Annotated in this window: 24 protein-coding genes; 8 read left to right on the top strand and 16 right to left on the bottom strand. The window is 72.7% G+C overall.

The window, feature by feature from the left end; translation table 11 throughout:
• Positions 1-11: 11 nt before the first annotated feature.
• Complete coding sequence (locus tag FHU30_RS21370; protein ID WP_253878262.1) at positions 12-698, bottom strand: TetR family transcriptional regulator C-terminal domain-containing protein; 687 nt, start codon at positions 696-698, stop codon at positions 12-14.
• Positions 699-755: 57 nt separating this feature from the next.
• On the opposite strand from FHU30_RS21370, the gene FHU30_RS21365 reads away from it, so the two are divergent.
• Both FHU30_RS21365 and speB read left to right on the top strand, forming a co-directional pair.
• Positions 756-2,195, top strand: a complete 1,440-nt coding sequence (locus tag FHU30_RS21365; RefSeq protein ID WP_253878260.1) for a purine-cytosine permease family protein — start codon at positions 756-758, stop codon at positions 2,193-2,195.
• Positions 2,196-2,221: 26 nt separating this feature from the next.
• The gene (speB, locus tag FHU30_RS21360; protein WP_253878258.1) at positions 2,222-3,265 is read left to right on the top strand and encodes an agmatinase; all 1,044 of its coding nucleotides are present in this window, start codon (positions 2,222-2,224) and stop codon (positions 3,263-3,265) included.
• A gap of 9 nt (positions 3,266-3,274) precedes the next feature.
• Here the strand turns inward: speB and FHU30_RS21355 are convergent, their stop codons facing one another.
• From FHU30_RS21355 to FHU30_RS21320, 8 genes are all read right to left on the bottom strand, one after another.
• On the bottom strand, positions 3,275-5,422 hold the full coding sequence (locus FHU30_RS21355) for a hypothetical protein (RefSeq protein WP_253878256.1): 2,148 nt from the start codon (positions 5,420-5,422) through the stop codon (positions 3,275-3,277).
• Between the two features lie 139 nt (positions 5,423-5,561).
• The gene (locus tag FHU30_RS21350; RefSeq protein WP_253878254.1) at positions 5,562-6,386 is read right to left on the bottom strand and encodes an SAM-dependent methyltransferase; all 825 of its coding nucleotides are present in this window, start codon (positions 6,384-6,386) and stop codon (positions 5,562-5,564) included.
• 94 nt (positions 6,387-6,480) lie between these two features.
• Entirely contained in the window at positions 6,481-7,242 is a 762-nt protein-coding gene (locus tag FHU30_RS21345; protein ID WP_253878252.1) for a copper homeostasis protein CutC, read from the bottom strand.
• Positions 7,239-8,183: an asparaginase gene (locus tag FHU30_RS21340; RefSeq protein WP_253878250.1), complete on the bottom strand. Its 945-nt coding sequence runs from the start codon at positions 8,181-8,183 to the stop codon at positions 7,239-7,241. Before FHU30_RS21340 ends, FHU30_RS21345 begins: the two co-directional genes overlap by 4 nt.
• 11 nt (positions 8,184-8,194) lie before the next feature.
• Positions 8,195-9,043, bottom strand: a complete 849-nt coding sequence (locus FHU30_RS21335) for an amino acid ABC transporter permease (protein ID WP_253878248.1) — start codon at positions 9,041-9,043, stop codon at positions 8,195-8,197.
• Between the two features lie 49 nt (positions 9,044-9,092).
• Positions 9,093-9,737 (bottom strand): amino acid ABC transporter permease, encoded by a 645-nt coding sequence (locus tag FHU30_RS21330; protein ID WP_253878246.1) that lies wholly within the window; start codon positions 9,735-9,737, stop codon positions 9,093-9,095.
• A 47-nt stretch (positions 9,738-9,784) separates the two neighbouring features.
• On the bottom strand, positions 9,785-10,723 hold the full coding sequence (locus FHU30_RS21325; protein ID WP_253878244.1) for a glutamate ABC transporter substrate-binding protein: 939 nt from the start codon (positions 10,721-10,723) through the stop codon (positions 9,785-9,787).
• Between the two features lie 180 nt (positions 10,724-10,903).
• Positions 10,904-11,632 carry an amino acid ABC transporter ATP-binding protein gene (locus FHU30_RS21320; RefSeq protein ID WP_253878242.1) on the bottom strand — a complete coding sequence of 243 codons (729 nt, stop codon included), beginning with the start codon at positions 11,630-11,632 and terminating at the stop codon, positions 10,904-10,906.
• A gap of 116 nt (positions 11,633-11,748) precedes the next feature.
• Here FHU30_RS21320 and FHU30_RS21315 point away from each other — a divergent pair, with 116 nt between their 5' ends.
• Together FHU30_RS21315 and FHU30_RS21310 are read left to right on the top strand one after the other, a co-directional pair.
• Entirely contained in the window at positions 11,749-12,906 is a 1,158-nt protein-coding gene (locus FHU30_RS21315) for an ROK family protein (RefSeq protein ID WP_253878240.1), read from the top strand.
• Between the two features lie 103 nt (positions 12,907-13,009).
• Positions 13,010-13,810, top strand: a complete 801-nt coding sequence (locus FHU30_RS21310) for a class I SAM-dependent methyltransferase (RefSeq protein ID WP_253878238.1) — start codon at positions 13,010-13,012, stop codon at positions 13,808-13,810.
• 3 nt (positions 13,811-13,813) lie between these two features.
• Here the strand turns inward: FHU30_RS21310 and FHU30_RS46205 are convergent, their stop codons facing one another.
• The gene (locus FHU30_RS46205; RefSeq protein ID WP_301323469.1) at positions 13,814-15,052 is read right to left on the bottom strand and encodes a PucR family transcriptional regulator; all 1,239 of its coding nucleotides are present in this window, start codon (positions 15,050-15,052) and stop codon (positions 13,814-13,816) included.
• Positions 15,053-15,290: 238 nt separating this feature from the next.
• Here FHU30_RS46205 and FHU30_RS21300 point away from each other — a divergent pair, with 238 nt between their 5' ends.
• On the top strand, positions 15,291-15,959 hold the full coding sequence (locus FHU30_RS21300) for an esterase/lipase family protein (protein WP_253878236.1): 669 nt from the start codon (positions 15,291-15,293) through the stop codon (positions 15,957-15,959).
• Positions 15,960-16,072: 113 nt separating this feature from the next.
• Here the strand turns inward: FHU30_RS21300 and FHU30_RS21295 are convergent, their stop codons facing one another.
• From FHU30_RS21295 to FHU30_RS21280, 4 genes are all read right to left on the bottom strand, one after another.
• Positions 16,073-17,338 (bottom strand): S41 family peptidase, encoded by a 1,266-nt coding sequence (locus FHU30_RS21295; protein ID WP_253878234.1) that lies wholly within the window; start codon positions 17,336-17,338, stop codon positions 16,073-16,075.
• A gap of 220 nt (positions 17,339-17,558) precedes the next feature.
• Positions 17,559-18,668: a sensor histidine kinase gene (locus FHU30_RS21290; protein ID WP_253878232.1), complete on the bottom strand. Its 1,110-nt coding sequence runs from the start codon at positions 18,666-18,668 to the stop codon at positions 17,559-17,561.
• Between the two features lie 3 nt (positions 18,669-18,671).
• Complete coding sequence (locus FHU30_RS21285) at positions 18,672-19,322, bottom strand: response regulator transcription factor (protein WP_253878230.1); 651 nt, start codon at positions 19,320-19,322, stop codon at positions 18,672-18,674.
• 109 nt (positions 19,323-19,431) lie between these two features.
• Positions 19,432-19,851, bottom strand: a complete 420-nt coding sequence (locus FHU30_RS21280; protein WP_253878228.1) for a hypothetical protein — start codon at positions 19,849-19,851, stop codon at positions 19,432-19,434.
• Positions 19,852-19,943: 92 nt separating this feature from the next.
• Here FHU30_RS21280 and FHU30_RS21275 point away from each other — a divergent pair, with 92 nt between their 5' ends.
• Together FHU30_RS21275 and FHU30_RS21270 are read left to right on the top strand one after the other, a co-directional pair.
• Positions 19,944-20,363: a hypothetical protein gene (locus FHU30_RS21275; protein ID WP_253878226.1), complete on the top strand. Its 420-nt coding sequence runs from the start codon at positions 19,944-19,946 to the stop codon at positions 20,361-20,363.
• Between the two features lie 24 nt (positions 20,364-20,387).
• Positions 20,388-21,170, top strand: a complete 783-nt coding sequence (locus FHU30_RS21270) for an inositol monophosphatase family protein (RefSeq protein ID WP_253878224.1) — start codon at positions 20,388-20,390, stop codon at positions 21,168-21,170.
• Here the strand turns inward: FHU30_RS21270 and FHU30_RS21265 are convergent.
• Positions 21,167-21,823, bottom strand: coding sequence for a hypothetical protein (locus FHU30_RS21265; RefSeq protein WP_253878222.1), 657 nt, complete (start codon positions 21,821-21,823; stop codon positions 21,167-21,169). The genes FHU30_RS21270 and FHU30_RS21265 overlap by 4 nt on opposite strands.
• Before the next feature lie 160 nt (positions 21,824-21,983).
• Entirely contained in the window at positions 21,984-23,918 is a 1,935-nt protein-coding gene (locus FHU30_RS21260; RefSeq protein WP_253878220.1) for a heavy metal translocating P-type ATPase, read from the bottom strand.
• A 150-nt stretch (positions 23,919-24,068) separates the two neighbouring features.
• Between FHU30_RS21260 and FHU30_RS21255 the strand changes: the two genes are divergently transcribed.
• Complete coding sequence (locus tag FHU30_RS21255) at positions 24,069-24,494, top strand: ArsR/SmtB family transcription factor (protein ID WP_301323467.1); 426 nt, start codon at positions 24,069-24,071, stop codon at positions 24,492-24,494.
• The last annotated feature ends 15 nt before the right edge of the window (positions 24,495-24,509 follow it).

Genomic DNA, 24,509 nt, shown 5'->3' with positions numbered 1-24,509 from the left:
GGTGGGGCAGGTCAGGCGGGAGCGGTCGAAGGGGACGCCGGAGGCGGCGTCGAGGGCGGCGTCGAGGGGGACGGGACGGGAGCGGCGAGGCGGCCCTCGGGGAGGCCGAGCTCGCGCTCGGCGGTCGCGGCGGCCATCCGCTTGACGGGGTCGGGATGGACGTCGCGGCCGGTGTTGGCATGCGAGGCCAGGCCGTCCATGACGACCAGGACGCGCATGGCGGTCAGTTCGGGTTCGGGCGCGCGGAACTCCCCGGCGGCGTCGCCGTCGCGCAGCAGCGCCGCCAGCCGCTCGCGCCACAGGAACTCCTGGTGGTTGACGCGTTCGCGCAGCGTGTCGCGGTAGCGGCTGAGGTGCCGGGCGTTCAGCCAGAGCCTGCTCATGCCGTCGTAGCGCGGCCCGGACGTGAGCGCGAAGAACCGCGCGAGGTGGCTCACCGCGCCCCCGGGCCGGACGGCCGGGATCAGGTCGTCCAGCTCCGCCGACGCCGCGTCGCCGAACGCCTCGGCCACCAGGTCCTCGGTGACCGGGAAGTAGTGGCTGATCAGCCCGGGCCGGACGGCCAGCTCGTCGGCCACCCGCCGCAGCGTCACGCACTCCAGGCCCTCGGCCAGCGCGATCGCCGAGGCGGCCGCGACGATCTCGGCGCGGCGCTCCTCGGGCGACTTGCGAACGCGTTTCGGCTGTGGTCTTGACAACACGCCTCCCAAGTTATTGGTTATGCGACCAATAGAACAAGCCCCGGAGGAGCCCGTATGGCATCCACGATTCCAGACCCCCTGGACGACGCCCCGCCGGGCGGCGCGGCCACCCCGCCCGACCGCGCCGGACGCGTCGAGGTCCGCGGCATCGACCACGTCCCCGACGACGAGCGCCACGGCCGCCCGCGCGAGCTGTTCGCCGTGTGGGCCGCGCCGAGCGTCAGCTACCTGGCCCTGGTCGTCGGCGGCGCGCTGGTGCTCATGGGGCTGGGCCTGTGGCAGGCGCTCGCGCTGGTCGTCGCGGGCAACGCGTTCTGGCTGCTGGTCGGGCTGCTCGCCGCCAGCGGCCCGGCCGCGGGCGCGCCCAGCGAGGTGATCACGCGGGCGGTGTACGGGATCCGGGGCAACCGGATCAACGTCCTGGTCAACGGCTGGTTCGTCTCGGTCTGCTACGTCGCGCTGAACTGGGCGGCGGCCGCGCTCGCCGCGTTCGCCCTGCTCGGCGACCTCGGCGTGCACGTCACCACGCCCGTCAAGGTCGCGACGACCGCGGCGATCGCGGTCGCGACGCTCGCCATCAGCGTCTACGGGCACGCGACCATCGTGCGGCTGTACCCCCTGATGACCTGGGCGCTGACCGCCGCGTTCGCCGTCCTCGCCTGGTACGTCCTCGGGCACGCGCACTGGGACTACCGCCCGGAGCACCCGCTGCACGGATCGGCGCTCTGGGCCGCCGCCACCGCCGGGCTCGCGCTCGTCGCGTCCGGGCCGCTGTCCTACAGCAACAGCGCCGACTTCTCCCGCTACCTGCCGCGCACCACCTCGGCGAAGGCCGTCGCGGGCTGGACGGCGGTGGGCGCGTTCGTCCCGTCGGTGCTGTTCACCGCGCTCGGCACGATCGCGGGCACCGCCGTCGACATGACCGACCCGCAGGTCTCGCTGGCGGCGGTCCTGCCGGACTGGTTCGAGCCGGTGTTCCTGCTCTCGGTCATCGTCGGCACCATCGCCAACAACGCCATGACGGCCTACAGCTCCGGCCTCGCCCTCCAGGCGGTCGGGCTGCGCCTGCGCCGCTCCCGCAGCGTCGCGCTGGACGGCACGCTCGGCCTCGCCCTCACCCTGTACGCGCTGCTGATCTCGAACTTCCTCGACACCGTCAACAACATGCTGCAGGTCATGGTCGTGCTCCTCGGCCCCAGCATGGCGATCTACGCAGCCGACATCCTGCTGCGGCGCAACCGCTACGACGGCCCGGCGCTCGGCGTCGAGTCCCGCGGCGGACCGTTCTGGTACATCGGCGGAGTCAACCCCGCCGGTGCGGTCGCCCTGCTCGCGGGCGCCGCCGTCGCGTCCCAGTGCGTGCACACCACGGCCTACACCGGCGAGATCGCCAAGGCCATGGACGGGGTGGATCTCTCCCTCCCCACGGGAATGCTGATCTCCGCGGCCCTCTACGTCCTGCTCATGCGGCGGGCCCGCACCGCCGTCCGCTGACGGCTTCGACACTCATGGAGGCATTCATGCCGGAACGGTACGGCCCGCAGTTCGGCCCCGACATCACCTTCCTCGGCGTCCCGCGCTGCACCTGGTCCGAGCCGTCCAGTTACGCCGGTGCGGACGTGGTGATCCTCGGCGCGCCGTTCGACGGCGGCACGTCCCACCGGCCCGGCACCCGGTTCGGCCCGCAGTACATCCGGCAGACCTGCTACCTGCCGCAGGACGGGTCGCGCCCGTCCCTCGCGCTCCGGGTGGACGGCCTGCGGGGCGACCTGACCGTGTACGACGCCGGCGACGTCGAGATGTACTCGGGCGACGCCGAGCGCTCCGTCCGCGATCTCCAGGAGGCCGTCCACGCGGTCACGGCGAACGGCGCGATCCCGCTGGTCCTGGGCGGCGACCACACGATCGCGTGGCCGGACGCGGCGGGCGTCGCCCAGCACCTCGGCCAGGGCCGCGTCTCGATGATCCACTTCGACGCGCACGCCGACACGGGCGACGTGGAGTTCGGCTCGCTCGTCGGCCACGGGCAGCCGATGCGCCGCCTGATCGAGTCCGGCGCGCTGCGCGGCGACCGCTTCCTCCAGCTCGGCCTCCGCGGCTACTGGCCGGGCCCGGAGACGCTCGCGTGGATGGCCGGGCAGGGCATGCGCTCCTACGAGATGACCGAGATCGTCGCGCGCGGCCTGGACGAGTGCCTGACCGAGGCGTTCGCGATCGCGACGGACGAGTGCGACGGCGTCTTCCTCTCGGTCGACATCGACGTCTGCGATCCCGGCCACGCACCGGGGACCGGCACGCCCGAGCCGGGCGGCCTCACGGCGCGGCAGCTCCTGGACGCCGTCCGCCGCATCGCCTACGAGCTTCCGGTCGCCGGGATCGACGTGGTGGAGGTGTCGCCGCCCTATGACCACGCGGACATCACGTCCGCGCTGGCCAACCGGGTCGTCCTGGAGGCGCTGTCGGGCATCGCGCGCCGCCGCCGCGACGCCCGCGACGGCACGACCTGGGACCCGCGGCGACCCCTCCTCGAAGGACGAGGAACCGCCCCCGACCCGGAGTCATAGCCCCTCGACTCAGCCGGCGTCGCAGCGCGCGTGGCGGCAGGTGGTCAGGTGTAGGCGGAAGCCGTCCGCGCCGGGAGAGCGGCCGTACCAGAGGACCCGCGGACGGCCGTTGCGCCCGACCGCGAGGTCCATCGGGCCGGGGGTCCCGCGGTTCGCGGCGATCCGGGACGTGGTCCGCCGCGCGCAGTCCGCGGTGCGGCAGGCGATGACGGTCACCGCGTGGCCGGACGGCCCGTAGGTGGCGATCACCGGCAGGCCGTCCGGCCCGAGGGCCATCGACGGCGCGAAACGGCTCCCGGCGTCGCCGAGACCAATGGGGTCGGCCGCCGGGCACGCGGGCGTCCGGCAGCGGAGCAGGCGAGCGGTGCCCGTATGGCCGTCCCGGTAGGCGATCAGCGGCCTGTCGTCGGGCGGGACGACAACGCTCACGCCGCCGTCCCGCGCGCTGCTGAACTCGTCGGACGGGGCGCCACCTGTACCGCCGCTGACCAGGCGCGTCGCCGTGGCCGGGCAGGACGTGGTGGTGCACGCGGCGAAGTAGAGGTCGCCGCGTGCGAGGTCCTGGAAGGCGGCCACGGGACGTCCGCCACGGCCCGTCGCGACGGCGAGCGGGTGCGCCCAAAGCCCCTCCTCCGCATTGGACGGCACCGTGACGACGCCCGCGGTGACCGGGGACGCGCAGGGGAGGCGCTCGCACTTCAGGAGGTGCAGGTCGATCGATCCGCCGGCGGCCTTGTTCCGGTCCACCGCCGCGACCGCGACGCCCGGACCGGAAGGGGCCACGGAGACCCACAGGTGGCGCGCGAGGCCGGAGGTCAGCGGCGGATTGCTCCGCAACGGCGGGGCGTTCTGCAAGGTCGGGCAACTGTGGCCGTCGCAGCGGACCAGCCGCAGCGACTCGTCCTTGCCGTCGAGCCACGCGGCGACCGCGACCGAGCCGTCCGGGAGTTCCGCCGCGTCCATCCATGGCTGGAGGAAACGGTCACCGCCGACCTGCCGGGTGCGGGTGCAGGGCTGGTCGGTGCAGGCGTGCACCGAATACCGGGCGAGGCGCGGTGCGAAAACCAGCGGACGGTCCCCGCCGGTCACCAGCAGCCACGATTGTGCGCTCACGGCTTTGACCACGTGGTCGGTCACGCTCGGCATGCCGAACGGGTTGAGGGTGAGGAGCCCCTGGAGGAGCAGCCCTGGCAGCGCGACCGCCGCGACCAGCAGCCCACCCGCCACCACGGGCCGGGTTCGCCGCGGCGCGGGCGATGGCGGCAGCATGCCGGCCGTGACCTGCGGCTCCATCGGACGCCGCTGGTCCTTGCCTTCGGCGGACGCGGAGTACCAGCCGTCCAACGCGATGATCGCCGGAGCCGCGCCCTGCATCAGGACCGCCACCATCCCCGCCACCGCGAACGCGGCCGCGCCGAGGACCATAGAGAGAGCGCCCCCGGCAAGCCGCGCAGCCTCGCCGAGCCCCCACCCCACCAGCACCGGAACCGCGACGGCGAAGACGCCGAGATGCCAGGAGGTCCGCGTCCGCCGCAGCCGCACGATCTCCCACGTCCGGACGAGGGCGCGGCGCGGGCCGGCGTCCTCCAGCACCACGACGGCCGGTACCAGCAGCAGCCAGCCGAGCAGCAGGACGCCCGCCAGCGCGACGACCAACCCGACCAGCCGGAACCCGCTCGCCGACCACGCGACGGCGTACGCCACCACGATCCCGGCGCTCAGCAGCAGGAGCCCCGCCCCGACGACCGCCAGGGCGACCGCGCGGCGCGCCACGCGCCCGAGCGCCGCCCGCGCCGAGACCGGCCGTCCGAGCAGCAGGCCCGCCGAGATCACGCTGACCGCGCTCGCCGCGAACACCTGCACGGCCAGCAGCGCGACCAGCACGGCGCACAGCCCGACGACCAGCCCGGACGACACCGACGACGGACGCGGCTGACCGTTGACGATGTATCCGCCGTCCCCAATGAGCGCGAGCGCGATCGCGGCGCCGGCGACCTGCGCCACGACCACTCCGAGCAGGACGGGCAGCGAGGCGCCCGCCAGCCCGGTCCGCAGCAGCCGTCCGAGCAGGCCCGCCACCGGCAGCAGCCCGCCCGCGTCCACGCGCGGCGGGCTCGCGGGCGCGACGCCCTCCTCCGGCTCTGGAACCGCGTCCACCAAGGCGCTTCACGCTCCCGTGATGAGGCACTCCGGAGGCGGCACGCGCGCCGCCCGCCGCTCGTCGCCTTACTTGATCACGGTTTGGACGGACAGGACACCGTTTCGGTTGCGATGACGCCCGTCGCGGCGAGTCCTGTCAGGTCAGACGGCCCACGCCGCCGAGCAGGGACCTGGTGCGCGGCGACAGGTCGTCGGTCGGGCGCCATTGCCAAGGCGGGACCAGGCCCGGCTCCACCAGCTCGTACCCGTCGAACAGCTTGGCGACCTCCGGCTCGGAGCGCAGCACGAGCGGGACGGTCGCGCCGTCGAAGCCGTCGTACCAGCCCTGCCGCTCCGGCTCGCTCATGCCGTCCGCGCACAGGTGCGAGATCGACACGTACGAGCCGGGCGCCTGGCGCTCGCGGAACGCGCGGACGATCCGGCCCGGGTCGTCCTCGTCGGTGGTGAAGTGGAAGACGGCCACGAACAGCACCGCCACCGGCTCGTCGAAGTCGAGCAGCTCGTTCAGCTCCGGGTCGTCCAGGACGGTCTCGGGCTCGCGCATGTCGGCGGTGACGATCCTGGTGTCGTCGTTGGCCAGCAGGGCGCGCCCGTGCACCGCGACGATCGGGTCGATGTCCACGTAGACCACGCGGGCGCTCGGGTCGGCCTCCTTGGCGATCTGGTGCGTGTTGCGCACCGTCGGCAGGCCGGACCCGACGTCCAGGAACTGCCGGACGCCGCACTCGCGCGCCAGGTACTCCACCGCGCGGCCGAGGAACCGGCGGTTCTCCATCGCGGTGTCGCGCACCCGGCGCTCGCCGATGGCGGCGTACAGCCGGGCGTTCGCCTCGCGGTCGACGGCGTAGTGGTCCTTGCCGCCGAGCGCCTCGTCGTACATCCGGGCGGCGGTGGGCCGGCCCAGCGGCACCCGGGCGCGGGCGGCGGGGCCGCGGTCGTCGCGGCGCGGCTCGTCTTCCATCGCGCGGCCTCCCTCGTGGACTTTACCGATCATGTTGCCGAGCGATATGCGGGCGCGTGAGAAATGATCATATATCGGCTGCCCGGCCGTTTCCTCAGCCTGCGGCGCGGATCACAGCGCCGATTCCGGCGCCGCTGGTGACCAGCCGCTCGTACTCGGGTCGGCGCAGCTCACCGCCCATGAACGGGTACGGGTTGCGGTGCACGGCGGGGCTGTCCTCGGGCGCGAGCGCGGCGAAATGGATCTCCCGCGCGCCGGTTTCCGCGACGACCCGCGCGACGTTCCGATCGGTGATCCCGCCGCCGGGCATGATCACGATCCGGTCGCCCGCGCGCCGGACCAGTTCGGCGATCAGCGGCGCGCCCTCCAGCGCGCTGGTGTCCTGCCCGGAGGTGAGGACGCGGTGCACGCCGAGGTCGATCAGCGTGTCCAGCGCGGCGAACGGGTCGGCGGCCATGTCGAAGGCGCGGTGGAAGGTGACCGACAGGTCGCCGGCCGCGTCCATCAGCCGCTCGGTGACCGGGCGGTCGATCTCGCCCGCCGGCGTCAGCGCGCCGATCACGACGCCGTGCGCCCCCGCCTCGCGGACGAGCCGGACGTCGTGCTCCATCGCCGCGATCTCGTGCTCGTCGAAGATGAAGTCGCCGCCGCGCGGGCGGATGATGACGTGCACCCGGATCGAGGCCACCGCGGCGAGCGCCGCGCGGACCGTGCCCAGCGTGGGCGTGAGCCCGCCGTCGAACAGCGCCGCGCACAGCTCCACGCGGCCGGCCCCCGCCTTCTCGGCCGCGATGGCGCCCTCGACGCTGTCGATGCAGATCTCGTGGGTCAGGCTCGTCTCGCGGGTCGGGCTCACAGGTGTCCTTCCGGGGTCGTGCGGATCTCGCCGACGGGACGTCCGCCGCCGAGGACGGGGACGGCGCCGAGCGGCGCGGCGCCCGCGGTGTCGGCGCCGAGCGCGGCGAGCGCGCGCAGCGCGATGGCGGTGGTGGCGCGGGGGCTGCCGTCGATGACCTTCACGGCGACGGCGGCGCCCTCCGCGGTGGCGGCGACCAGCACGCCCTCGGCGCCGCCCTTGGCGACGCAGCCGGGCAGCAGCCGCATGAACTCGGTGTTGGCGTGGCCGGTTCCGCCGACGTACTCGGGGTGCGCGCGCATGGCGTCCGCGACCGCGCGGTACGGGCCGTCCGCGCGGACGAGGGTGACCATCGCGCGGGCGAGGCCGGTCAGGGTGAGGCCGAACAGCGGCGCGCCGCAGCCGTCGACCGCGACGGGCGAGGGCTCCTCGCCCGCCGCCTCGGCCATGATCCGCGCGACCTCGCGCTGGACCGGATGGCCGGGGTCGAGGTAGTTCCCGGTCGGCCGGCCGTTGGCGGCGCTGGCGGCGAGCATCGCGGCGTGCTTGCCCGAGCAGTTCATCCGGACGCGCGACTCGCTCTCGCCCGCCCTGATCAGCGCCGTCCGGGTGGGCGCGTCCTCCGGCCAGTCCGGCGGGCATCGCAGCGCGTCCACGCCGAGACCGGCGTCCGCGAGGATCGCCTCGACCGCCTTGACGTGGAAGTCCTCGCCGGTGTGGCTGCCCGCGGCGATCGCGAGCCGCTCGCCGGACAGCGGCGCGCCCGCCGCGAGGCACGCGACCGCCTGGAACGGCTTGGTCGTCGAGCGCGGCAGGACGGTCTCGTCCACCTCGCCGCGCGCGTAGCCGACGGACCCGTCCGGGGCGATCCCCACGACGCTGCCGTAGTGGCGGCTCTCCACGAAGCCGTTGCGGACGACTTCGGCCAGCACTTCGTACATCGGTTTCCTCATCAGGGTTGTGCCGTGGGGACGGCCTGCCGCACGGACCGCGACGGGCGGGTCCGCTGCCGCGCCTCCAGCGTCCGCGCGAGCTTGGCCAGCGACGCGTTGATGACCAGGTACACCAGCGCGATCACCAGGTAGGTCTGGATCAGCAGGTGGTTGTAGTTCGCCAGCACCTTGCCGCTGTAGAGCAGCTCGGCGTAGCTGACGACGAAGCCGAGCGAGGTGTCCTTCAGGACGCCCACGGACTGGCTGACCAGCGACGGCAGCACCCGCCGCGCGGCCTGCGGCAGGACGACCAGCCGCATCGCCCGGCCGCGGGTGAGGCCGAGCGCGAGGCCCGCCTCCAGCTGCCCGCGCTCCACCGACCGGATGCCGGCCCGGAAGATCTCGGCGAACGCGGCGGCGTTGGACACCGACAGCGGCACCACGAGCTTCCAGAACAGCGGCAGGTCCAGGCCGTAGCGGGGGAGCGCGAACAGCACGACGTAGACCAGCAGCAGCGCCGGGACCGTCCGGACGATCTCCACGTACGCGCCGGCCGGGATGCGCAGCCACCGGGACGGCGAGACCCGGCCGAGCGCGAGCACGACGCCCGCGGTCCCGGCCAGCGCGATCGCCATGGCGGCCGCCTGCACGGTGGACCGCAGGCCCTCCAGCAGGTACCGCCACATCGGCCACGTCCCGTACGGGCGCCACCGGTCGGCGGCCAGCTGGCCGTTGTCGGCGAACTGCCGCAGCGCGAGCGCGATCAGCGCGCCGGCGACCAGCACGGCCAGGACGGTCGCGATGCGGATGCGGCGCCGGGCGCGCGGCCCGGGCTCGTCGAACAGCAACCGCGAGGACGGCGCGCTCATCGCTGCGTCACCCGCTCCCGGGCCTTAGCGTTCATGGATTCCGGCGTGCTCATCGGAGGATCGCCCACTTCCGTTCCAGGGCGCCGGTCACCAGGCCGAACAGCCCGGAGAGCGCCATGTACGCCAGGCCCGCCGTGACGAAGATCCAGATCGGCGTCGCCTCGGCCAGGTTGACCCGGTTCGCCGCGGCGGTCAGCTCCACGACGCCGACCGCGGCGGCCATCGCGGTGTTCATCAGCGTCATGATCGCGATGTTGCCGAGCGGCTGGACGACCGTGCGCAGTCCCTGCGGCAGGACGACCAGCCGCAGCGACTGGGTGAAGGTGAGCCCGAGGGCGCGGGCGGCCTCGCCCTGCCCCGCCGGCACCGCGTTGATCCCGGACCGGACCGCCTCGGCCGTGTACGCGCCCTGGTAGAGCGAGATGACCACGACCGAGGTGGTGAACAGCCCGGTCATCAACCCGATCTCCGGCAGCCCGAACACGGCGAGCACGAGCCACACCAGCAGCGGGACGTTCTGCAGCACCTCGACGTAGGCCATCCCGGCGGCGCGCAGCACGCGCACCGGGGACACCCGCATCGAGGCGACGACGGTCCCGGCCACGAGAGCGCCGGCGAGCGACAGCAGCGTCAGCTCGGCGGTCAGCAGCAGGCCGTGGCCGAACTCGGAGAGATGGTCGGTGATGACGTTCATGGCGGGGCGGGACCCCTTCCCCTCGATCTCCTACTCGGCGGGCCGGATCACTCGGAGCCCGGCGCGGAGCCGATCGCGGGCGGCTGCGGCGCGTCGCCCTCCACGACCGTCCCGATCGAGTTCTTCCAGACCTTGGCCCACAGCCCGGACGCCTGGATCTGCTTCAGCCAGTCGTTGACGAACTGCTTCATCTGCGCGTCGCCGTGCTTGAGCCCGATGCCGTAGGGGTCGCTGGTGAACGGCTTGCCCTGGATCTTGATGGTCGGGTCCTGCTTGGCGGTCGCCAGCAGCACCGCCTCGTCCTGGACGTAGGCGTCGCCGCGGCCCTGCTTGAGCGCCTGGACGCACTCGGGGTCGCTGCCGAAGGTGACGATCTTGGCGTCCGGGGCGGCCTTCTTGATGGCCGGGATCGCCGGCGTGTTGGCGCCCGCGATGACCGTCTTGCCCTTCAGATCGGCGGGCGTCGCGATGCCCGTCTTGTCCTTCTTGGTGGTGATGACCAGGCCGGAGCTGTAGTACGGCCCGGCGAACGCGACCTGCTTGGCGCGCTCGGGCGTGATGCTGTAGGTCTGGAACACCACGTCGACCGTGCCGTTCGACAGCAGCGCCTCGCGGGTCTCCGACGCCGAGTTGACGATCTTCACGTTCGGCTTGCCGGTGATGTACTTGGCGAGCAGCCGGCCGAAGTCGGCGTCCAGGCCCTCGACCTTCTTGCTGGCCGGGTTCTGCTGGGACAGCAGCGGCGCGTCCAGCGAGCCGCCGACGATGAGCTCGCCGCGCTTCTTGATCTTCTCCATGGTGGAGCCGGCCGGCAGGTTCGCCGCGACCGGCGCCGCGGCGACCAGGTCGTCCTGCTTGCCGCCGCCGGACCCGGGCACGGCCGAGCCGGAGTCGCCGCCGCTGGAGCAGGCCGCCAGGCCCGCCACCGACAGCGCCGTCACCGCGACCGGCAGCGCCCAGCGCTTCCCCGCAGAGGTACGCACCATGTTCAACAACCTTTCTCGGTTGGCGCGCCGGGGGCGGCGCGCCGGGGGTGGAGCCGGGCCGGGAGCTCAGGGGTTCGGCGGGTGGTCCGCCGCTCCAGCCGCTTCGTGCGGCGGGGGCGGCGGGGTCTGGTGGCTTGGGCGGCTCGGGGGCCGGCGGTGGCTTCCGGTGGCCGAGGCCCCTCAGTGGCTGAGGACCTTGGCCAGGAAGTCCCGGGCCCGGTCGGTGGCGGGGGAGTCGAAGAACGCGGACGGCGTGCCGGTCTCGACGACCTCGCCGTCCGCCATGAACACCACGCGGTCGGCGACCTGGCGGGCGAACCCCATCTCGTGGGTGACGACGACCATCGTCATCCCGTCCCGGGCCAGGTCGGTCATGACGTCCAGCACCTCGCCGACCATCTCCGGGTCGAGCGCGGACGTCGGCTCGTCGAACAGCATCGCCTTCGGACGCATCGCGAGAGCGCGCGCGATCGCCGCGCGCTGCTGCTGCCCGCCGGACAGCTGCGCGGGCAGCTTGTCCGCCTGCGTGCCGATCCCGACGCGGCCCAGCAGCTCGCGGGCGTCGCGCTCGGCCTCGTCCCGCGGCAGGCCGCGCACGCGGGTCGGCGCGAGCGTCAGGTTCTGCAGGACGGTCTTGTGCTGGAAGAGGTTGAACGACTGGAACACCATCCCGACGTCCGCGCGCAGCCGGGCGAGCGCGCGGCCCTCCTCGGGCAGCTCCTCGCCGTCGATGCGGACCGTCCCCGCGTCCGGCGTCTCCAGCCGGTTGAGGCAGCGGCAGAGCGTGGACTTGCCCGACCCGGACGGGCCGATCACCACGACCACCTCGCCGCGCGCCACGTCCAGGTCGACGTCGCGCAGGGCGGTGTGGCCGCCGAAGCGCTTGTGCAGGCCGCGAACCTCGATCATTCGGTCATCCTCGATCCAACTTCCTTCGAAATCGAAGTCGAGAGGGACATTAGACCTTCAAATCGATGCAAGTCAACGCATTGCTGTACCAAGTCGGCGCATGCTATCTATCTGGGGTGCGCAACAGCAGAGACGACCGACCGGCGGCACTCGTGCGCATGGTCGCCACCGGGCAGGCCGAGTCGCGGGCCGAGCTGGCCCGCCTTTCCGGGCTCGCCGCGTCCAGCGTCTCGCTGCGGGTCGAGCAGCTCATCGAGGCCGGGCTGTTCGCCGAGGGAGGCACCGGCGCGTCCCGCGGCGGGCGCCGCCCGCGGCGGCTGCGGCTCGCGCCGACCGCGGGCGTCTTCCTGGTCGCCGACCTCGGCGCGCACCACGCCCGGCTCGCCGCCGTCGACCTGAGCGGCGCGCCGCTCGCGCTCGCCGACCTCGCCTTCGACATCGCGGTCGGCCCCGAGGCGACGCTCGCCGCCGTCATCGACAGCCTGCGCGCGCTCGCGCACGAGCACGGCCTGCGGGACGTGCCCGTCCGCGGCCTCGCCATCGGCATGCCCGGCCCGGTCGACCCGGCCACCGGCCAGGTCGTCTCGCCCTCGCGCATGCCCGGCTGGAACGACTTCCCCGTCCGCGAGTTCGCCGCCGCGCACGCGGGCCTGCCCGTCCTGGTGGAGAACGACGCGAACCTGATGGCCGTCGGCGAGCACCGCGCGTCCTGGCCCGATCTCGACAACCTGATGGTCATCAAGCTCGGCAGCGGCATCGGCTGCGGTGTCATCGTGGACGGCCGGCTGCACCGCGGCCGCGGCGCCGCGGGCGACATCAGCCACGTGCGGATCCGGTCCGAGGCGACCGTCGACTGCTCGTGCGGCCATCCCGACTGCCTGGAGGCGCACGCCAGCGGCGCCGCGCTCGCCGCGACCCTCGCCGCGCAGGGCATCGTCGCCGACTCCCCGGCGCGGATCGTCGATCTCGTCACCGACGGCGTCCCGCAGGCGACGGCCGCGGTGCGGAACGCCGGCCAACTCATCGGCGACGTGCTCACCGCGCTGGTGAACTTCTTCAACCCGGACGCGCTGGTCATCGGCGGCAGCCTGTCCAACGCCGAACCGCTCGTCGCGACCATCCGCGGCGCCATCTACCAGCGCTGCCTCCCGCTGGCGACGCGCAACCTGCAGATCGCGACGTCCCGCTCGGGGCGCGACGCCAGCATCCTCGGCGCCGGCCACCTGCTACTGGACCAGGCCGACACCTGGATCGACCACGCCCTCGACCGCTGACGCTTTCAGTGTCGGCGTGCGGTGTTGATATCGCCGGGGGCGATCGAGTTGATCGGGGATTATCGCTTTTTCCGATGGAGGGCGCCGGCCTAGCGTCGTCCTCATGACCGAGCACCAGCAGGACACCCGCACGCGACCGGCCGCGAGCGACGAGCCGTTCGACTACGACGCCGAACTGCGCCGCTACAACGAGCACTTCCGCGCCGCCGCCCGCGTCGGCCCCGGCGACCGCGTCCTCGACATCGGCTGCGGGACGGGCCAGACGACCCGCGAGGCCGCGAGCGCCGCCGTCGGCGGAAGCGCGCTGGGCGTGGACGTGTCCGCGCGGATGCTCGAACGCGCCCGCCGGTACGGCTCGTCCAACGTCGCCTACGAGCAGGCGGACGCGCAGACCCACCGCTTCGAACCGTCGGGCTTCGACCTCTGCATCAGCAGGTTCGGGACGATGTTCTTCGCCGACCCGGTCGCCGCGTTCACCAACATCCGACGCGCGCTGCGTCCCGGCGGGCGCCTGGTGCAGCTGGTCTGGCAGGGCGGCGACCGCAACGAATGGGCCACCGCGATCGGCCAGGCCCTCAGCGCCTTGCCGCCCGCCCCGAGCGACGGCCCCGACGCGTTCTCGCTCGCCGACCCGGCCGCCACCGAAGGCATCCTGACCGCCGCGGGCTTCACCGACATCGCGTTCACCGACGTCCACGAGCCCGTCTACTACGGCCCGGACGCCGACGCCGCGCTCGACGCCGTCCTGCACCTGTGGGCGGTCGGCTCCCGCCTGGCCGACCTCGATCCCGAGGCGGCCGACGAAGCCCGCGCGCGCCTGCACGCCACGCTCGCCGCCCACGCCACCGACGAGGGCGTCCTTTTCGACTCCCGGGCCTGGATCATCACGGCCCGCCGCCCCTGACCCCTACATCGCCTTCCGGCTGACGATGCGGAGCGGGCGGGCCTCCTCGGCGTCCTCGGTGCGCTGCTTGGCGAGCCAGAGGGTCAGGAGCATGTGCAGTTCGAGGTGGCGGGACGGGTCGTCGAGCTGCTCGCCGAAGAGGGCGTGCAGGTTCCGGATGCGGTAGCGGACGGTCTGCGGGTGCAGGTGCAGGCGGCGCCCGATCTCGGTGGCGTTGAAGCGCAGCTCGAAGCAGGCGTTCAGGGTGTGCGCGAGGTCGAGCCGGGTCGACTCGCGCGCGTCGAGCAGCGGGCCGAGCCGGCGGGCGATGGCGTGCTCGGCGAGGTCCGGGTCCTGCATCAGCATCAGCAGCGCGAGGTGGTCGGCGGCGAACACCGGGCGGTCGCCCGGCAGCACCCGGCTCTCCACCAGCCGGAGCGCCTGGCGGCTCCACCGGACGGACTTGGCCGCCTCGGCCGGCGGCACCTGGATCCCGACCGCGCACATCCGGCCCGCGAGCAGGTCGGTCAGCAGCGCGCGGCGGCCCGGGCCCTCGGGGTCGGGGACGAACAGGAACGGCGCGTCCAGGTGGTACCCGGTCAGGATGTCCGGCGGGAAGACGCTCTCCGGGACGCGGTCCAGCGCGACCGCCGCGATCGTCCGGGGGACGGGCCAGCGCAGCTCCCGGGCCAGGTCCGCGATCTTGTCCGCGTCCGGGTCGTCCGAGACGAGCAGGTCGACGAGCCGCTGCCGGCCGAGCTCGAACCGGTTGCCGGCGCTCCCCGACTCCTCCGCGTGGCCCTCGGCCGCGGCGGCCATGAGGTGGTTGTGGAAGATGAGCAGGGCGTCGGTGATCTGGGCCATGGTCCGCGCCGAGGTGTCCATGCCGAGGCGGTCGGCCTCCTCGGTCATCCGGCGGACGGAGATGCCCGCGCCGACCCGCAGGCTCTCGGCCATCGGCACCAGGCTGCGGCCCTCCCGCGCCTCGCCGCGGCCGAGCTCCCGCCAGAAGTTCAGCAGGTCCGCGGACGGCAGCGACGGCTTGGCCAGCAGCGCGAGGAAGTGGTCGATCACCCAGAAGGTCGCCTGCCGCTGGATCTCGGCGTAGCGCGGGTCGTGCGGCCGGGCGTAGACGGGGAACCGCCGGAGGATCTCGGCGGACGTCTCGTCGGCGATCCCGTCCACGTAGGCGCGCAGTATCGCGCAGCGCTGGGCCAGGTCCTTGCCCGTGACGTTCAGCTCGATGCGCCCCGCCTCGTCCATCCTGCCTCCGCTCCTTCGGGGACGCGCAGCCGCGGCCGCCGTCCACCCACCGGACGGCGGTCCCTGGCGTCCCACCCCAGCAGACATAAGCGATCACTTTCATATGCCGGATTTCTTGTCCGCGGGCGCACGAGTTCGGCGCCGATGTAGAAGCCGCCGCGTAGATCGGTTCCAGGGCCCGGCCGGAGCATGAACCCCCCAGCCCGAAGTCCCCGGGCGTCTCACCCCTGGAGCCCCCATGCGCTTTGCTCGCCTTGCCGTGGCCACCCTCGCGTCCACGGCCGCCCTGGTCGGAACCGGCACGGCCGCCAAGGCCGACACCCCCGCCCCGGTGGTGTTCGTGAACGGCTTCATGGGCAGCGGCGCGAACTGGACGACCGCCCGCACCGTCTTCCAGAACGCCGGCTACCCGGCCGACCGGCTCTTCGCCTACGAGTACAACTCCTACGGCGACAACAAGCAGAACGCGCAGGGCCTCGACACGTTCGTCCAGCAGGTGAAGTCCCAGACCGGCGCGGACAAGGTCGACATCGTCAACCACTCCATGGGCGGCCTGGTGAGCCTGTGGTACCTCAAGGTCCTCAACGGCTCCCCGAACGTCGCCCACCTCGCCTCGCTGGCCGGCGCCAACCACGGCACGACCGCCGCCTACGCCTGCTTTTGGCTGGAGACCTGCCGCCAGATGTTCCCCGGCTCGCCGTTCATCCAGCAGATCACCGCGGGGGACGAGACGCCCGGGAACACCGCGTACGCGACCTGGTACTCGTCCTGCGACGGCGTCATCAACCCGTACAAGAGCACGATGCTGACCGGGGCGACGAACAACGAGGTGGCCTGCGAGAAGCACATGGACTACCTCACCGACACCAAGGTCCTGGGCCAGGTCGCGACCTTCCTGCGCTCCTGAAGGACGCCGCAGCCTCCGCGCTCCTGAAGGGCTCCGCGCGCTTGAAGCCTCCGCGCTCTTGAAGGGCGCCGCGCACGCCCGGTCCCTGGGAGGGACCGGGCGTTCCGCGTCCTCTAGTGCGTCAGGAGGGTGACGGCCTTGGCGACGGCCGGGTCCTTGCCGGTCGCGACGTCCAGGGGCGTGAGCGGCTGCCGGTAGTCGGCCGGGACGCCGATGCCGTCGAAGATCTCGCCGTTCGCGCCGAGGGCGTGGGTGGCGGGCATCATGAGCGTGGTGGCGTTGTCGTCAAGGCTGTAGGCATCGGCGCCGCCTGATGCGACGCCGCGGGTGCGGTCGCCGACGAGCGTGCCGAGGCGCAGATCCTTCACCGCCATGGCGAACGCGTCGCAGGCCGAGGCGCAGCCGTTGCCGATGAGCGCGACCAGCTTGGCGTTCAGGAGCGGCGTGCTGTCGTCCGTCCGCTGCGGTCGGCAAGCGCCGCGGACGTCGCAGAAGGACGAGTACGTCTTCCCGTGGACGAACGCGCCGAGCAGCTTGGAGACCTCGGTGTCCATACCGCCCGCGTTGTCGCGAAGATCGAGGATGACCCCCTTCAGGGGATGGCCGTACTTGGCGGTCAGCGCGGCGATCGCGGTGAGCGCCTGCTGCGCGCCGCCTGGCTGGAAGGTCGTCACGGGCACCTCGGCGATGCCGTCGGCGACCAGGCGGCCCTGCGCCGGCGGCGCGACGATCGGCAGCAGCCCGGGCTTGACGGTGACGTTCAGATCCTTGCCGGTCGTCGGCCGCCGCACGGTGAACCGGACGGGCGTGGCCTGCGGGTATCCCTGGTCCAGAAACTTCCACTGGCCCGCGTTGGCGATGCCGTTGGTGAACATCGGGACGCCGTTCAGCGCGAGCAGGACGTCCCCGGTGCGCAGCCCCGCCCGGCTCGCCGGGGTGTCCTTGCCGACGTCGCTCAGGTAGGGCGGATCGGTCAGCTTCGAGGTGTCGCCGTTCGGCTCGGGCAGCTCGCTCGGCCGGAAACCGAACCCCCAGTTGTAGTGGCCCGGCGGATGCGTCGGGTTCGACGTCCGGTGGACGACCACGACGTGGTCATCGTGCAGGCTCGCCGCCATGCCCCTGATCGCCGCGACCGCCACCGCGGACCGGACGGTCCGGTCGGGCAGCGCGTCCAGGAGCGGGCCGAAGCGGCGGGCGAAGGCCGTCCAGTCGCGGTCCCGGTCGCCGGTGAGCGGCGGCAGGACGGCGCCCGGCTCGTTCACGCCCCTTTCGCGCAGCTCGCGGGCCGCCGCGCCGAACGCCGCCGCCAGCGGCACCCGGTCGTCGATCACCGGACCCGCGTAGGAGTGCGCGAGGAAGCACCGGTACGCCTGCTCCACCGTGCTCAGCGTGGTCGCACCGGGCGCCGGCGGCTGCCCCGACGTCGGCCCCTGCTTCACGCAAGCAGTCGCCTCCGCCGGCGTAGCCATGGCGGGCGCGCTGGTTGCGGCCAGCACCGCAATGGCAGCACCCACGGCCGGAATCCATCGTCTACTCGTCATGTGAGACTCCTCGATCGGACGTGCTCGGATCACAGGAGCCGTTCTATGGACAGGCCGGTTACACGCCAGTTGCCGCGAGCGGGAACGCCACCCGCACCACCAAGCCGCCTTCAGGCCCGGGACGAGCCGTCACGCAGGCGTCGTGCGCCTCCGCGATCGCCGCCACGATGGACAGCCCGAGCCCTAGGCCGTCCCGCCGCGCGAGCCGTCCGGCGGTCGAACGCCGGAACGGCTCGAAAAGCAGCCCGACCTCATCGTCCGGTACGTGAGGCCCGGAATTCGCGACGACCAGGACGGCCCGGTCGCCTTCCGTCCGCGTGGTCGCGTGCACGTATCCACCCGGAACGTTGTACCGGACGGCGTTGTCCAGCAGGTTCGCGATCAGGCGTTCGGCGAGCGGCGCATGCCCGGTCGTCGGCGCGGCGGCGAGGTCCAGGACGACCGCCGTCTGCCGCCCGGCGGCGCCCCGCACGAGAGGGGCGAGGTCGAACGGCTCCCGGACGTCCAGCCCCGCATGCGCCCGCGCCAGCGTCAGCAGCGCCTCGATCAGCCGCTCCTGCTGCGCGCCCGCCACCAGGACCCGCTCGTGCGCGGCGCGCAGCTCGGCGTTCGTGGCGTCCGGGTCGGACAGGACGTCCTGGCTCAGCAGCCGCTGCCTGGTCAGTGGCGTCCTCAGCTCGTGCGACGCGTTCGCGACGAACATCCGCTGCGCCCCGAACGCGCTTTCCAGCCTGTTCAGCAAGGCGTCGAAGGTGTCGCCGAGTTCCTTCAGCTCATCGTTCGGGCCGACCATGGCCAGCCGCCGGTGCAGGCTCGTCGCCGAGATCTCCCGCGCCGCCGCCGTGATCGTCCGGACGGGCCGCAGCGCACGCCCCGCGACGACCCAGCCCAGCGCGACCGACGCCACCGCCATCCCCGCCAACGCGACGAGCGACCGCACCAAAAGCTGATGCATCAGGACGGCCCGCTGCTGATGCAGCGCCTGCGCCGCCGAAGGCGACAGCGTGCTCACATGGGGCGCACCACCGGCCGCCTTCCGCGGCACCAGGTTCGGCCCGAGCACCCCGTGCCACATCAGCAGGTAGACGACCGCGATGAGTGCGGCGCCCGAGCACGTGAACATCGCCCCGTACAGGAGCGTCAGCCGCAGCCGGACGGTGTTCCGCATCGCTCAGATCCGGTAGCCGCCGGCCACCGTCCGGATCACCGGCGGCTCCCCGAGCTTGGCGCGCAGCCGGCTCACCGTCACCTTCACCGTCCCGCTGAACGGGTCGGCCGCCTCGTCCCAGACCCGCTCGAACAACTCCTCGGCCGAGACCACACGCCCCTGCGCCGCCATCAATAACTCCAGCACACCGAACTCCTTCGGCCTCAGAGGCAGCGCCCGCCCACCCCGCGACGCCTCCCGCCGCGCCGTATCGACCACCAGATCCCCATGCCTCAACACCGGCGGCACCGCCGGATGCGCCCGCCGCGCCAGCGCCCCGACCCGCGCCTGCAACACCGGCAAATCGAAGGGCTTCGCCAGGTAGTCATCAGCCCCGACCCCAAGCCCCTCAACCAAATCCTCACTGCTCCCCGCGGCCGTCAGCATCAGAATCCGCCCCCGCCTCCCGGCCGCGACAAGCTCCGCGCACATCTCGTCCCCATGCATCCCGGGCAGATCCCGATCCAGCACGACCACGTCATAGTCGTTCACCATCGCCAACTCGAACCCGGCGCCCCCGTCGAACGCCACGTCCACCGCCATCCGAGCCCGCCGCAAGAACCCCGCGACAACCCGAGCCGTCTCCACATCGTCCTCAACCACCAAAACCCGCACCCCCCAAAAACGCCCAACCCCACCCCCCACGTTCCGCCGCCCCGGCTCATGTTGCCTGCGGTGATGAGGCGCGACGTCGGAAGCTCTCAGACCCCTGGCGTTGCAGCCATCAGTCCCACACAGAAGGAACGTCGGACGCTTCGCGGAGCCGTTGTCCTTGCGGCGTGTAGAGCAGCGCCTCGTCCAGGACTGCGTCGCCGAAGCGCACGGCGCCGAGCATCAACCCATCGCGCGCCGCCCGATCGCCGGCCTTCGCCTCCGTGTCGATGCCGTCCCAGAGATGAAAGAAGATCATTGGCTCGGCGGGATCCTCCGACACGTACCCCAGCGTCTTTCCGTAGAGGGGGCTGGTGGGGCCGAAGAGCACCGAAGGTTCGCCGAACGTGTCGGTCACGTCCTGCCACGTGTGATCCTGAGCGGCCCACCCAGCGACCGACTCGCGCAGGTCGGCGAATTGACCAGCGGCCAGCGTCCGATCGGGTCGCAGCCAGCCCCGCCGGTGCGCGAGCTCCGCGTAGAGCGAGGCCATGGCCGGTTGGTCGGCCGCCCAGGCAACCGACAGTTCCCCGCAGGCCGGAGCTTGCGGTGGCAGGGTGCTCTCGGCGGCTGTTGGATGGGGGCGTGGACGAGGCGTTGGTGCTGTGGTGGGACGGGTTCGAACGGGCGGCCGACGAGGAGGACGCCTTCTGTTCGGATGCGAGGCGGCCGTCATGGGTGCCGCCGAACATGGGCGCGCTGGCTCGGGCCGTCCGCCGGACGAGCCTCTGCAGGCTGTTTCCGTTCACGTCACATGCCCTCTTGTGCCTGAGCGACCGGGAGGACTTCTGGCAGGCAGGCCTGCTTGGTGGGCAGATCGCTCCGGCGTTCGTGGCGCGGACGTGTGAGGACGGCTATCTCGTCCACTCGGGCAGTGCGGCTGAGCCGCACGAAGCGAGCAGGGTTCTGGTGACTCACGATGCGGTGGTCGCTGCCGCTCAGTTGGAGTTGCTGCTCGCGGCGTGGCCCCCTGGGCGGACGGGTGACCTCGCTTCCTCTGGCTGATCAGGGCAGGGTTAGGGTGCGCGGATGGTTGATCTGGGTGATGCGGAACTGGCTTTGGCGGCGGCTCGGGCGGGGGGCGCTGTGGTGCGCGACCTGTACCGGGAGCCGCTGGCGCGGTTCGAGAAGTCCGCTGGCGATTTTGCGACGACCGCTGACCTGGAGGCTGAGAAGGCCATCCTTGAGGTGATCCGGACGGCTCGTCCTGATGACGCGGTAGTGGGTGAGGAGAGCGGGCTTACCGGTGCGGGGGAGGCTGAGCGCAGGTGGATGGTCGATCCGCTGTGCGGGACGCTCAACTATGCCGTCCGGAACATGCTGGTCGCGGTGAACGTGGCGCTGCGGGTCGGGGACACTGTGACTGCGGCGGCGTCGGCCGATCCGTTCAACGACGAGGTGTTCTGGACGGACGGGCGCCGGGCCTACGTCCGATGTGGGGGAGAGGACGAGGAACTGGCGCCTTCGGCGGAGTCGTCGTTGGTGGACGTCAACCTTGACCCGCCTTTCCCGAACGCGCCGGAGTTTCGCGCGGTTCGGTTGCTCGCGGACGAGCGGTTTGTTGAGCGGTTCCGGCCGCGCGTCGTCTCGTCCACCGTGGCCTGGGTCGCGGCCGGGCGACGGGCCGCTTATGTGACGGACGGGCATCTGCGGGACAGTGTCCACTTCGCGAGCGGCATCGCTTTGTGCCAGGCCGCCGGATGTGTGGTCACCGGCATCCATGGCCAGCCCGTGCACACCGGTGCGGGTGGTCTGATCGTGGCGGCCGACCAGGAAACGCATGCGGCTCTGCTGGAGATGATCGCTGCTTAGGGTGAGGACTGCCGGGGCAGGCGGGGGACGGCCCGGGAGAGTTCGGTCGCCAGTTGGAGGGCCCTCTTCAGCTGGTCAGCGTATGTCGCCGGTTCCGGGCCGCCTGCGCCTCTCCGGAACTCACTCACTCTCACGCTCGCCACGACGTTCTGGCGCCGGAAGATGACCCACGCCGCCCTGAGTTCGTCGCGGTCGGGCTCCGACCGGTACGCCTGGTCGCCCAGCACGGGGGACTTGAGCTGGGACGGGAGGGGGCCTGGGGGGTCCATGTTCTTGACCCCGGAGGTGAACTCGTCGGCCGCTCGCGCGGTCGCGTCCTGCGTCACAAAGGGCAGGTGGACCGTCAGGTCGATGAAGGTCAGGTCGCGGCTCCGGCCGCCCGGGTACAGCGTCACCACGGTGCACTGCCAGGTGTCGGCGACCTTGCCCGGCGTGTGCCGGCAGCTGGTCTCCTTCGGGTCCGCGTTGCGCATCAGGTCGTCGCGCAGTGTCGGGGACAGGAGCGTGCGCGGATCGGCGGACGAGCGGAACTCCTGCGGGCGCAAGGTTGGGAGTGCGATGGGGGTCAGCGGGTCGTCGGTGCTCGGTGCTGCTTTGGGCGAGGGCTTGTCGTTGCATGCGGCGAGCGCGCCGCAAAGGAGAAGGGCCGCCACCAGTGCGGTACCTGAGCGGGGTCTGAGCCTGGCCCGGGCGGCCTCGGGCATGGGGGGCTCCATTCTGTGCCGGGCGCGGCGGGGTGGACGACAATCTTGACGAAGGCGACAAGTCCTGTCGAGTCCCCGCGCGGCCGCCTTTCGGGGGCGTCCGGGGGTCTTACGGAGTGGGGTGGCGCCAGGCGCGGGGGGACAGGAGGCGGAGGCCGTTGAGGGCTACCAGGATGGTGGAGCCTTCGTGGCCGGCGACGCCCAGGGGGAGCGGGAGGGTTCCGGCCAGGTCCCAGATGACCAGGGCGGTGATGAAGAGGGCGGCGATCACGAGGTTCTGCGTGACCAGGCGGCGTGCGCGGCGCGACAGGGCGATGACGGTGGGGACGGTGGCCAGTTCGTCGCGGACGATGACGGCGTCGGCGGTCTCCAGGGCCAGGTCGGATCCGGCTCGTCCCATGGCGAGGCCGGTGTGCGCGGCGGCCAGGGCCGGGGCGTCGTTGACTCCGTCGCCGACGACCAGGACGCGGCGGCCGGAGCGTTCCATGTCCTGGACGGCGGCGACCTTGTCGTGCGGGAGCAGGCTCGCGCGGACGTCCTCGATGCCGACCTCGGCGGCCAGGCGGGCGGCGGCGCGCGGGTTGTCGCCGGTGATCAGGATCGGACGGGTGCCGGTGAGGGTAGTCAGGGCGGTGACGGTCGCGGCGGCGTCGGGACGGAGGCGGTCGGTGATGCCCAGCACTCCGGCCGAGGTGCCGTCGATCTCGACCAGGACGGCCGTCCGGCCTTGTTCCTCCAACTGCTCGATGAGCGTGCTGGTCCGGGCGGGACGGCCGACGGCGATGTGGCGTCCGTTGACGGTGGCGGTGACGCCGGTGCCCGGGGCGGACGTGAAGTCGGATGCGCCAGGGATGTCCAGGTCACGGGCGCGGGCCGCCTCGACGATGGCGCGGGCCAGCGGGTGTTCGCTGGGAACCTCGGCGGCTGCGGCGAGGGCCAGCAGGTTGTTTTCGTCCAAGCCGGAGGACGGGAGCGGGGACACGTCGCTGACCTGCGGGACGCCTTCGGTGAGGGTGCCCGTCTTGTCCAAGGCCACCTGGTCGACCTGGCCGAGGCGTTCCATCACGACCGCCGACTTGACCAGGACGCCGTGGCGGCCGGCGTTGGCGATGGCCGACAGCAGCGGCGGCATGGTGGCGAGCACGACCGCGCACGGCGAAGCGACGATCATGAAGGTCATCGCGCGCAGCAGCGAGGCGGTCAGGTCGGCTCCGAAGGCGAGCGGGACGGCGAAGACGGCCAGCGTCGCGGCCACCATCCCCACGCTGTAGCGCTGCTCGACCTTCTCGATGAACAGCTGCGTCGGCGCCTTGGTCTCGGACGCCTGCTCGACCATCGCCACGATCCGGGCGATCACCGAGTCGGCCGGGTCGCGCTCGACCTTCACGCGCAGCGCGCCGGTCCCGTTGAGCGTGCCGGCGAACACCTCGTCCCCGGGGCGCTTGGCGACCGGCAGCGGCTCGCCGGTGATCGTCGCCTGGTCGACCTCACTCGCGCCGTCCAGGACGCGGCCGTCGGCGCCCACCCGCTCGCCCGGACGCACCAGGACGACGTCACCGACCGACAGTCGGTCTGCCCGGACGGCGTCCTCGGTGCCGTCGTCCGCGAGTCGGGTCGCGGTGGCGGGCGCCAGGTCGAGCAGGCCGCGGACCGAGTCGGCCGTGCGGGCGGTCGCGACCGCCTCCAGCGCCCCGGACGTGGCGAAGATGACGATCAGCAGCGCGCCGTCCAGCACCTGACCGATGGCGGCGGCGCCGAGCGCGGCGACGACCATCAGCAGGTCGACGTCCAGGGTCCGGTCCTTCAGGGCCTTCAGCCCCTCCCATCCCGGTTCCCAGCCGCCGGTGGCGTACGTCGCCGCGAACAGCGCGCCCCAGGCCCAGGACGGGCCGTCCAGCAGGTACACGGGCAGCCCGGCCAGGAAGAGGACGAGCGCGGCCGCCGCCCACCGCGCCTCCGGCAGTGCCAGGACACGGGTACGCCGCTGCGGCGGCGCGTCCTCCCGCGGTGCGGCGGGAGCCGGACGGGACAAGGTCGAGGTCATCGGGCAGGGCCCTCCAGGTGCGGAAACAGCGGATCTAGGCCGGGGGCGGCCGTCCTCGGCCGCGACCGCGTCCGGCACGGCGCTCGAAGCAGGATAGCAGGAACACATGAACAAGAATTCATGTGTATCGGAGCGGCGTAGCATGGGCGCATGGGTCATGGAGCGTCGAAACCGTCCGGAGGCGTGCCGCGCACGCGGCTGGACGCCGCCGGCGCCGCCCGGGTCGCCACCACGCTCCAGGCGCTGGCCACCCCGTCGCGGCTGCTCATCCTGGCCCGCCTGCGCGAGGGTCCGCTGCCCGCGACCGAGCTGGCCGCCGAGGTCGGCATGGAGCAGTCGGCCTGCTCCCACCAGCTGCGCCTGCTGCGCAACCTCGGCCTGGTGGTCGGCACCCGCCGGGGGCGCTCGGTGGTGTACGCGCTGTACGACAACCACGTGGCCGCCCTGCTCGACCAGGCGCTCCACCACGTCGAGCACCTCAACCTCGGCCTCAGCGACACCGTCCCGGAATCCGCAACGCCCGAAACCCCGGACGCCGCGGACGCCGACGTCTCGGCCGCTCCGCTCCAGCCCTAGGGTCCCGCTCGCCGA

Source organism: Actinomadura rupiterrae (assembly GCF_024172125.1).
Classification (GTDB): Bacteria; Actinomycetota; Actinomycetes; order Streptosporangiales; family Streptosporangiaceae; genus Spirillospora; species Spirillospora rupiterrae.
Note: the sequence above shows the minus strand (reverse complement) of the source record. Positions and strands in the feature narration are given on the sequence as shown.

Coding starts and splice junctions, on each gene's coding strand:
- FHU30_RS21365 (WP_253878260.1), top strand. CDS start 756: ATGGCATCCACGATTCCAGACCCCCTGGACGACGCCCCGCCGGGCGGC.
- speB (WP_253878258.1), top strand. CDS start 2,222: ATGCCGGAACGGTACGGCCCGCAGTTCGGCCCCGACATCACCTTCCTC.
- FHU30_RS21350 (WP_253878254.1), bottom strand. CDS start 6,386: ATGGAAGACGAGCCGCGCCGCGACGACCGCGGCCCCGCCGCCCGCGCC.
- FHU30_RS21340 (WP_253878250.1), bottom strand. CDS start 8,183: ATGTACGAAGTGCTGGCCGAAGTCGTCCGCAACGGCTTCGTGGAGAGC.
- FHU30_RS21335 (WP_253878248.1), bottom strand. CDS start 9,043: ATGAGCGCGCCGTCCTCGCGGTTGCTGTTCGACGAGCCCGGGCCGCGC.
- FHU30_RS21330 (WP_253878246.1), bottom strand. CDS start 9,737: ATGAACGTCATCACCGACCATCTCTCCGAGTTCGGCCACGGCCTGCTG.
- FHU30_RS21325 (WP_253878244.1), bottom strand. CDS start 10,723: ATGGTGCGTACCTCTGCGGGGAAGCGCTGGGCGCTGCCGGTCGCGGTG.
- FHU30_RS21320 (WP_253878242.1), bottom strand. CDS start 11,632: ATGATCGAGGTTCGCGGCCTGCACAAGCGCTTCGGCGGCCACACCGCC.
- FHU30_RS21310 (WP_253878238.1), top strand. CDS start 13,010: ATGACCGAGCACCAGCAGGACACCCGCACGCGACCGGCCGCGAGCGAC.
- FHU30_RS46205 (WP_301323469.1), bottom strand. CDS start 15,052: ATGGACGAGGCGGGGCGCATCGAGCTGAACGTCACGGGCAAGGACCTG.
- FHU30_RS21300 (WP_253878236.1), top strand. CDS start 15,291: ATGCGCTTTGCTCGCCTTGCCGTGGCCACCCTCGCGTCCACGGCCGCC.
- FHU30_RS21290 (WP_253878232.1), bottom strand. CDS start 18,668: ATGCGGAACACCGTCCGGCTGCGGCTGACGCTCCTGTACGGGGCGATG.
- FHU30_RS21280 (WP_253878228.1), bottom strand. CDS start 19,851: ATGGCCTCGCTCTACGCGGAGCTCGCGCACCGGCGGGGCTGGCTGCGA.
- FHU30_RS21270 (WP_253878224.1), top strand. CDS start 20,388: ATGGTTGATCTGGGTGATGCGGAACTGGCTTTGGCGGCGGCTCGGGCG.
- FHU30_RS21260 (WP_253878220.1), bottom strand. CDS start 23,918: ATGACCTCGACCTTGTCCCGTCCGGCTCCCGCCGCACCGCGGGAGGAC.
- FHU30_RS21255 (WP_301323467.1), top strand. CDS start 24,069: ATGGGTCATGGAGCGTCGAAACCGTCCGGAGGCGTGCCGCGCACGCGG.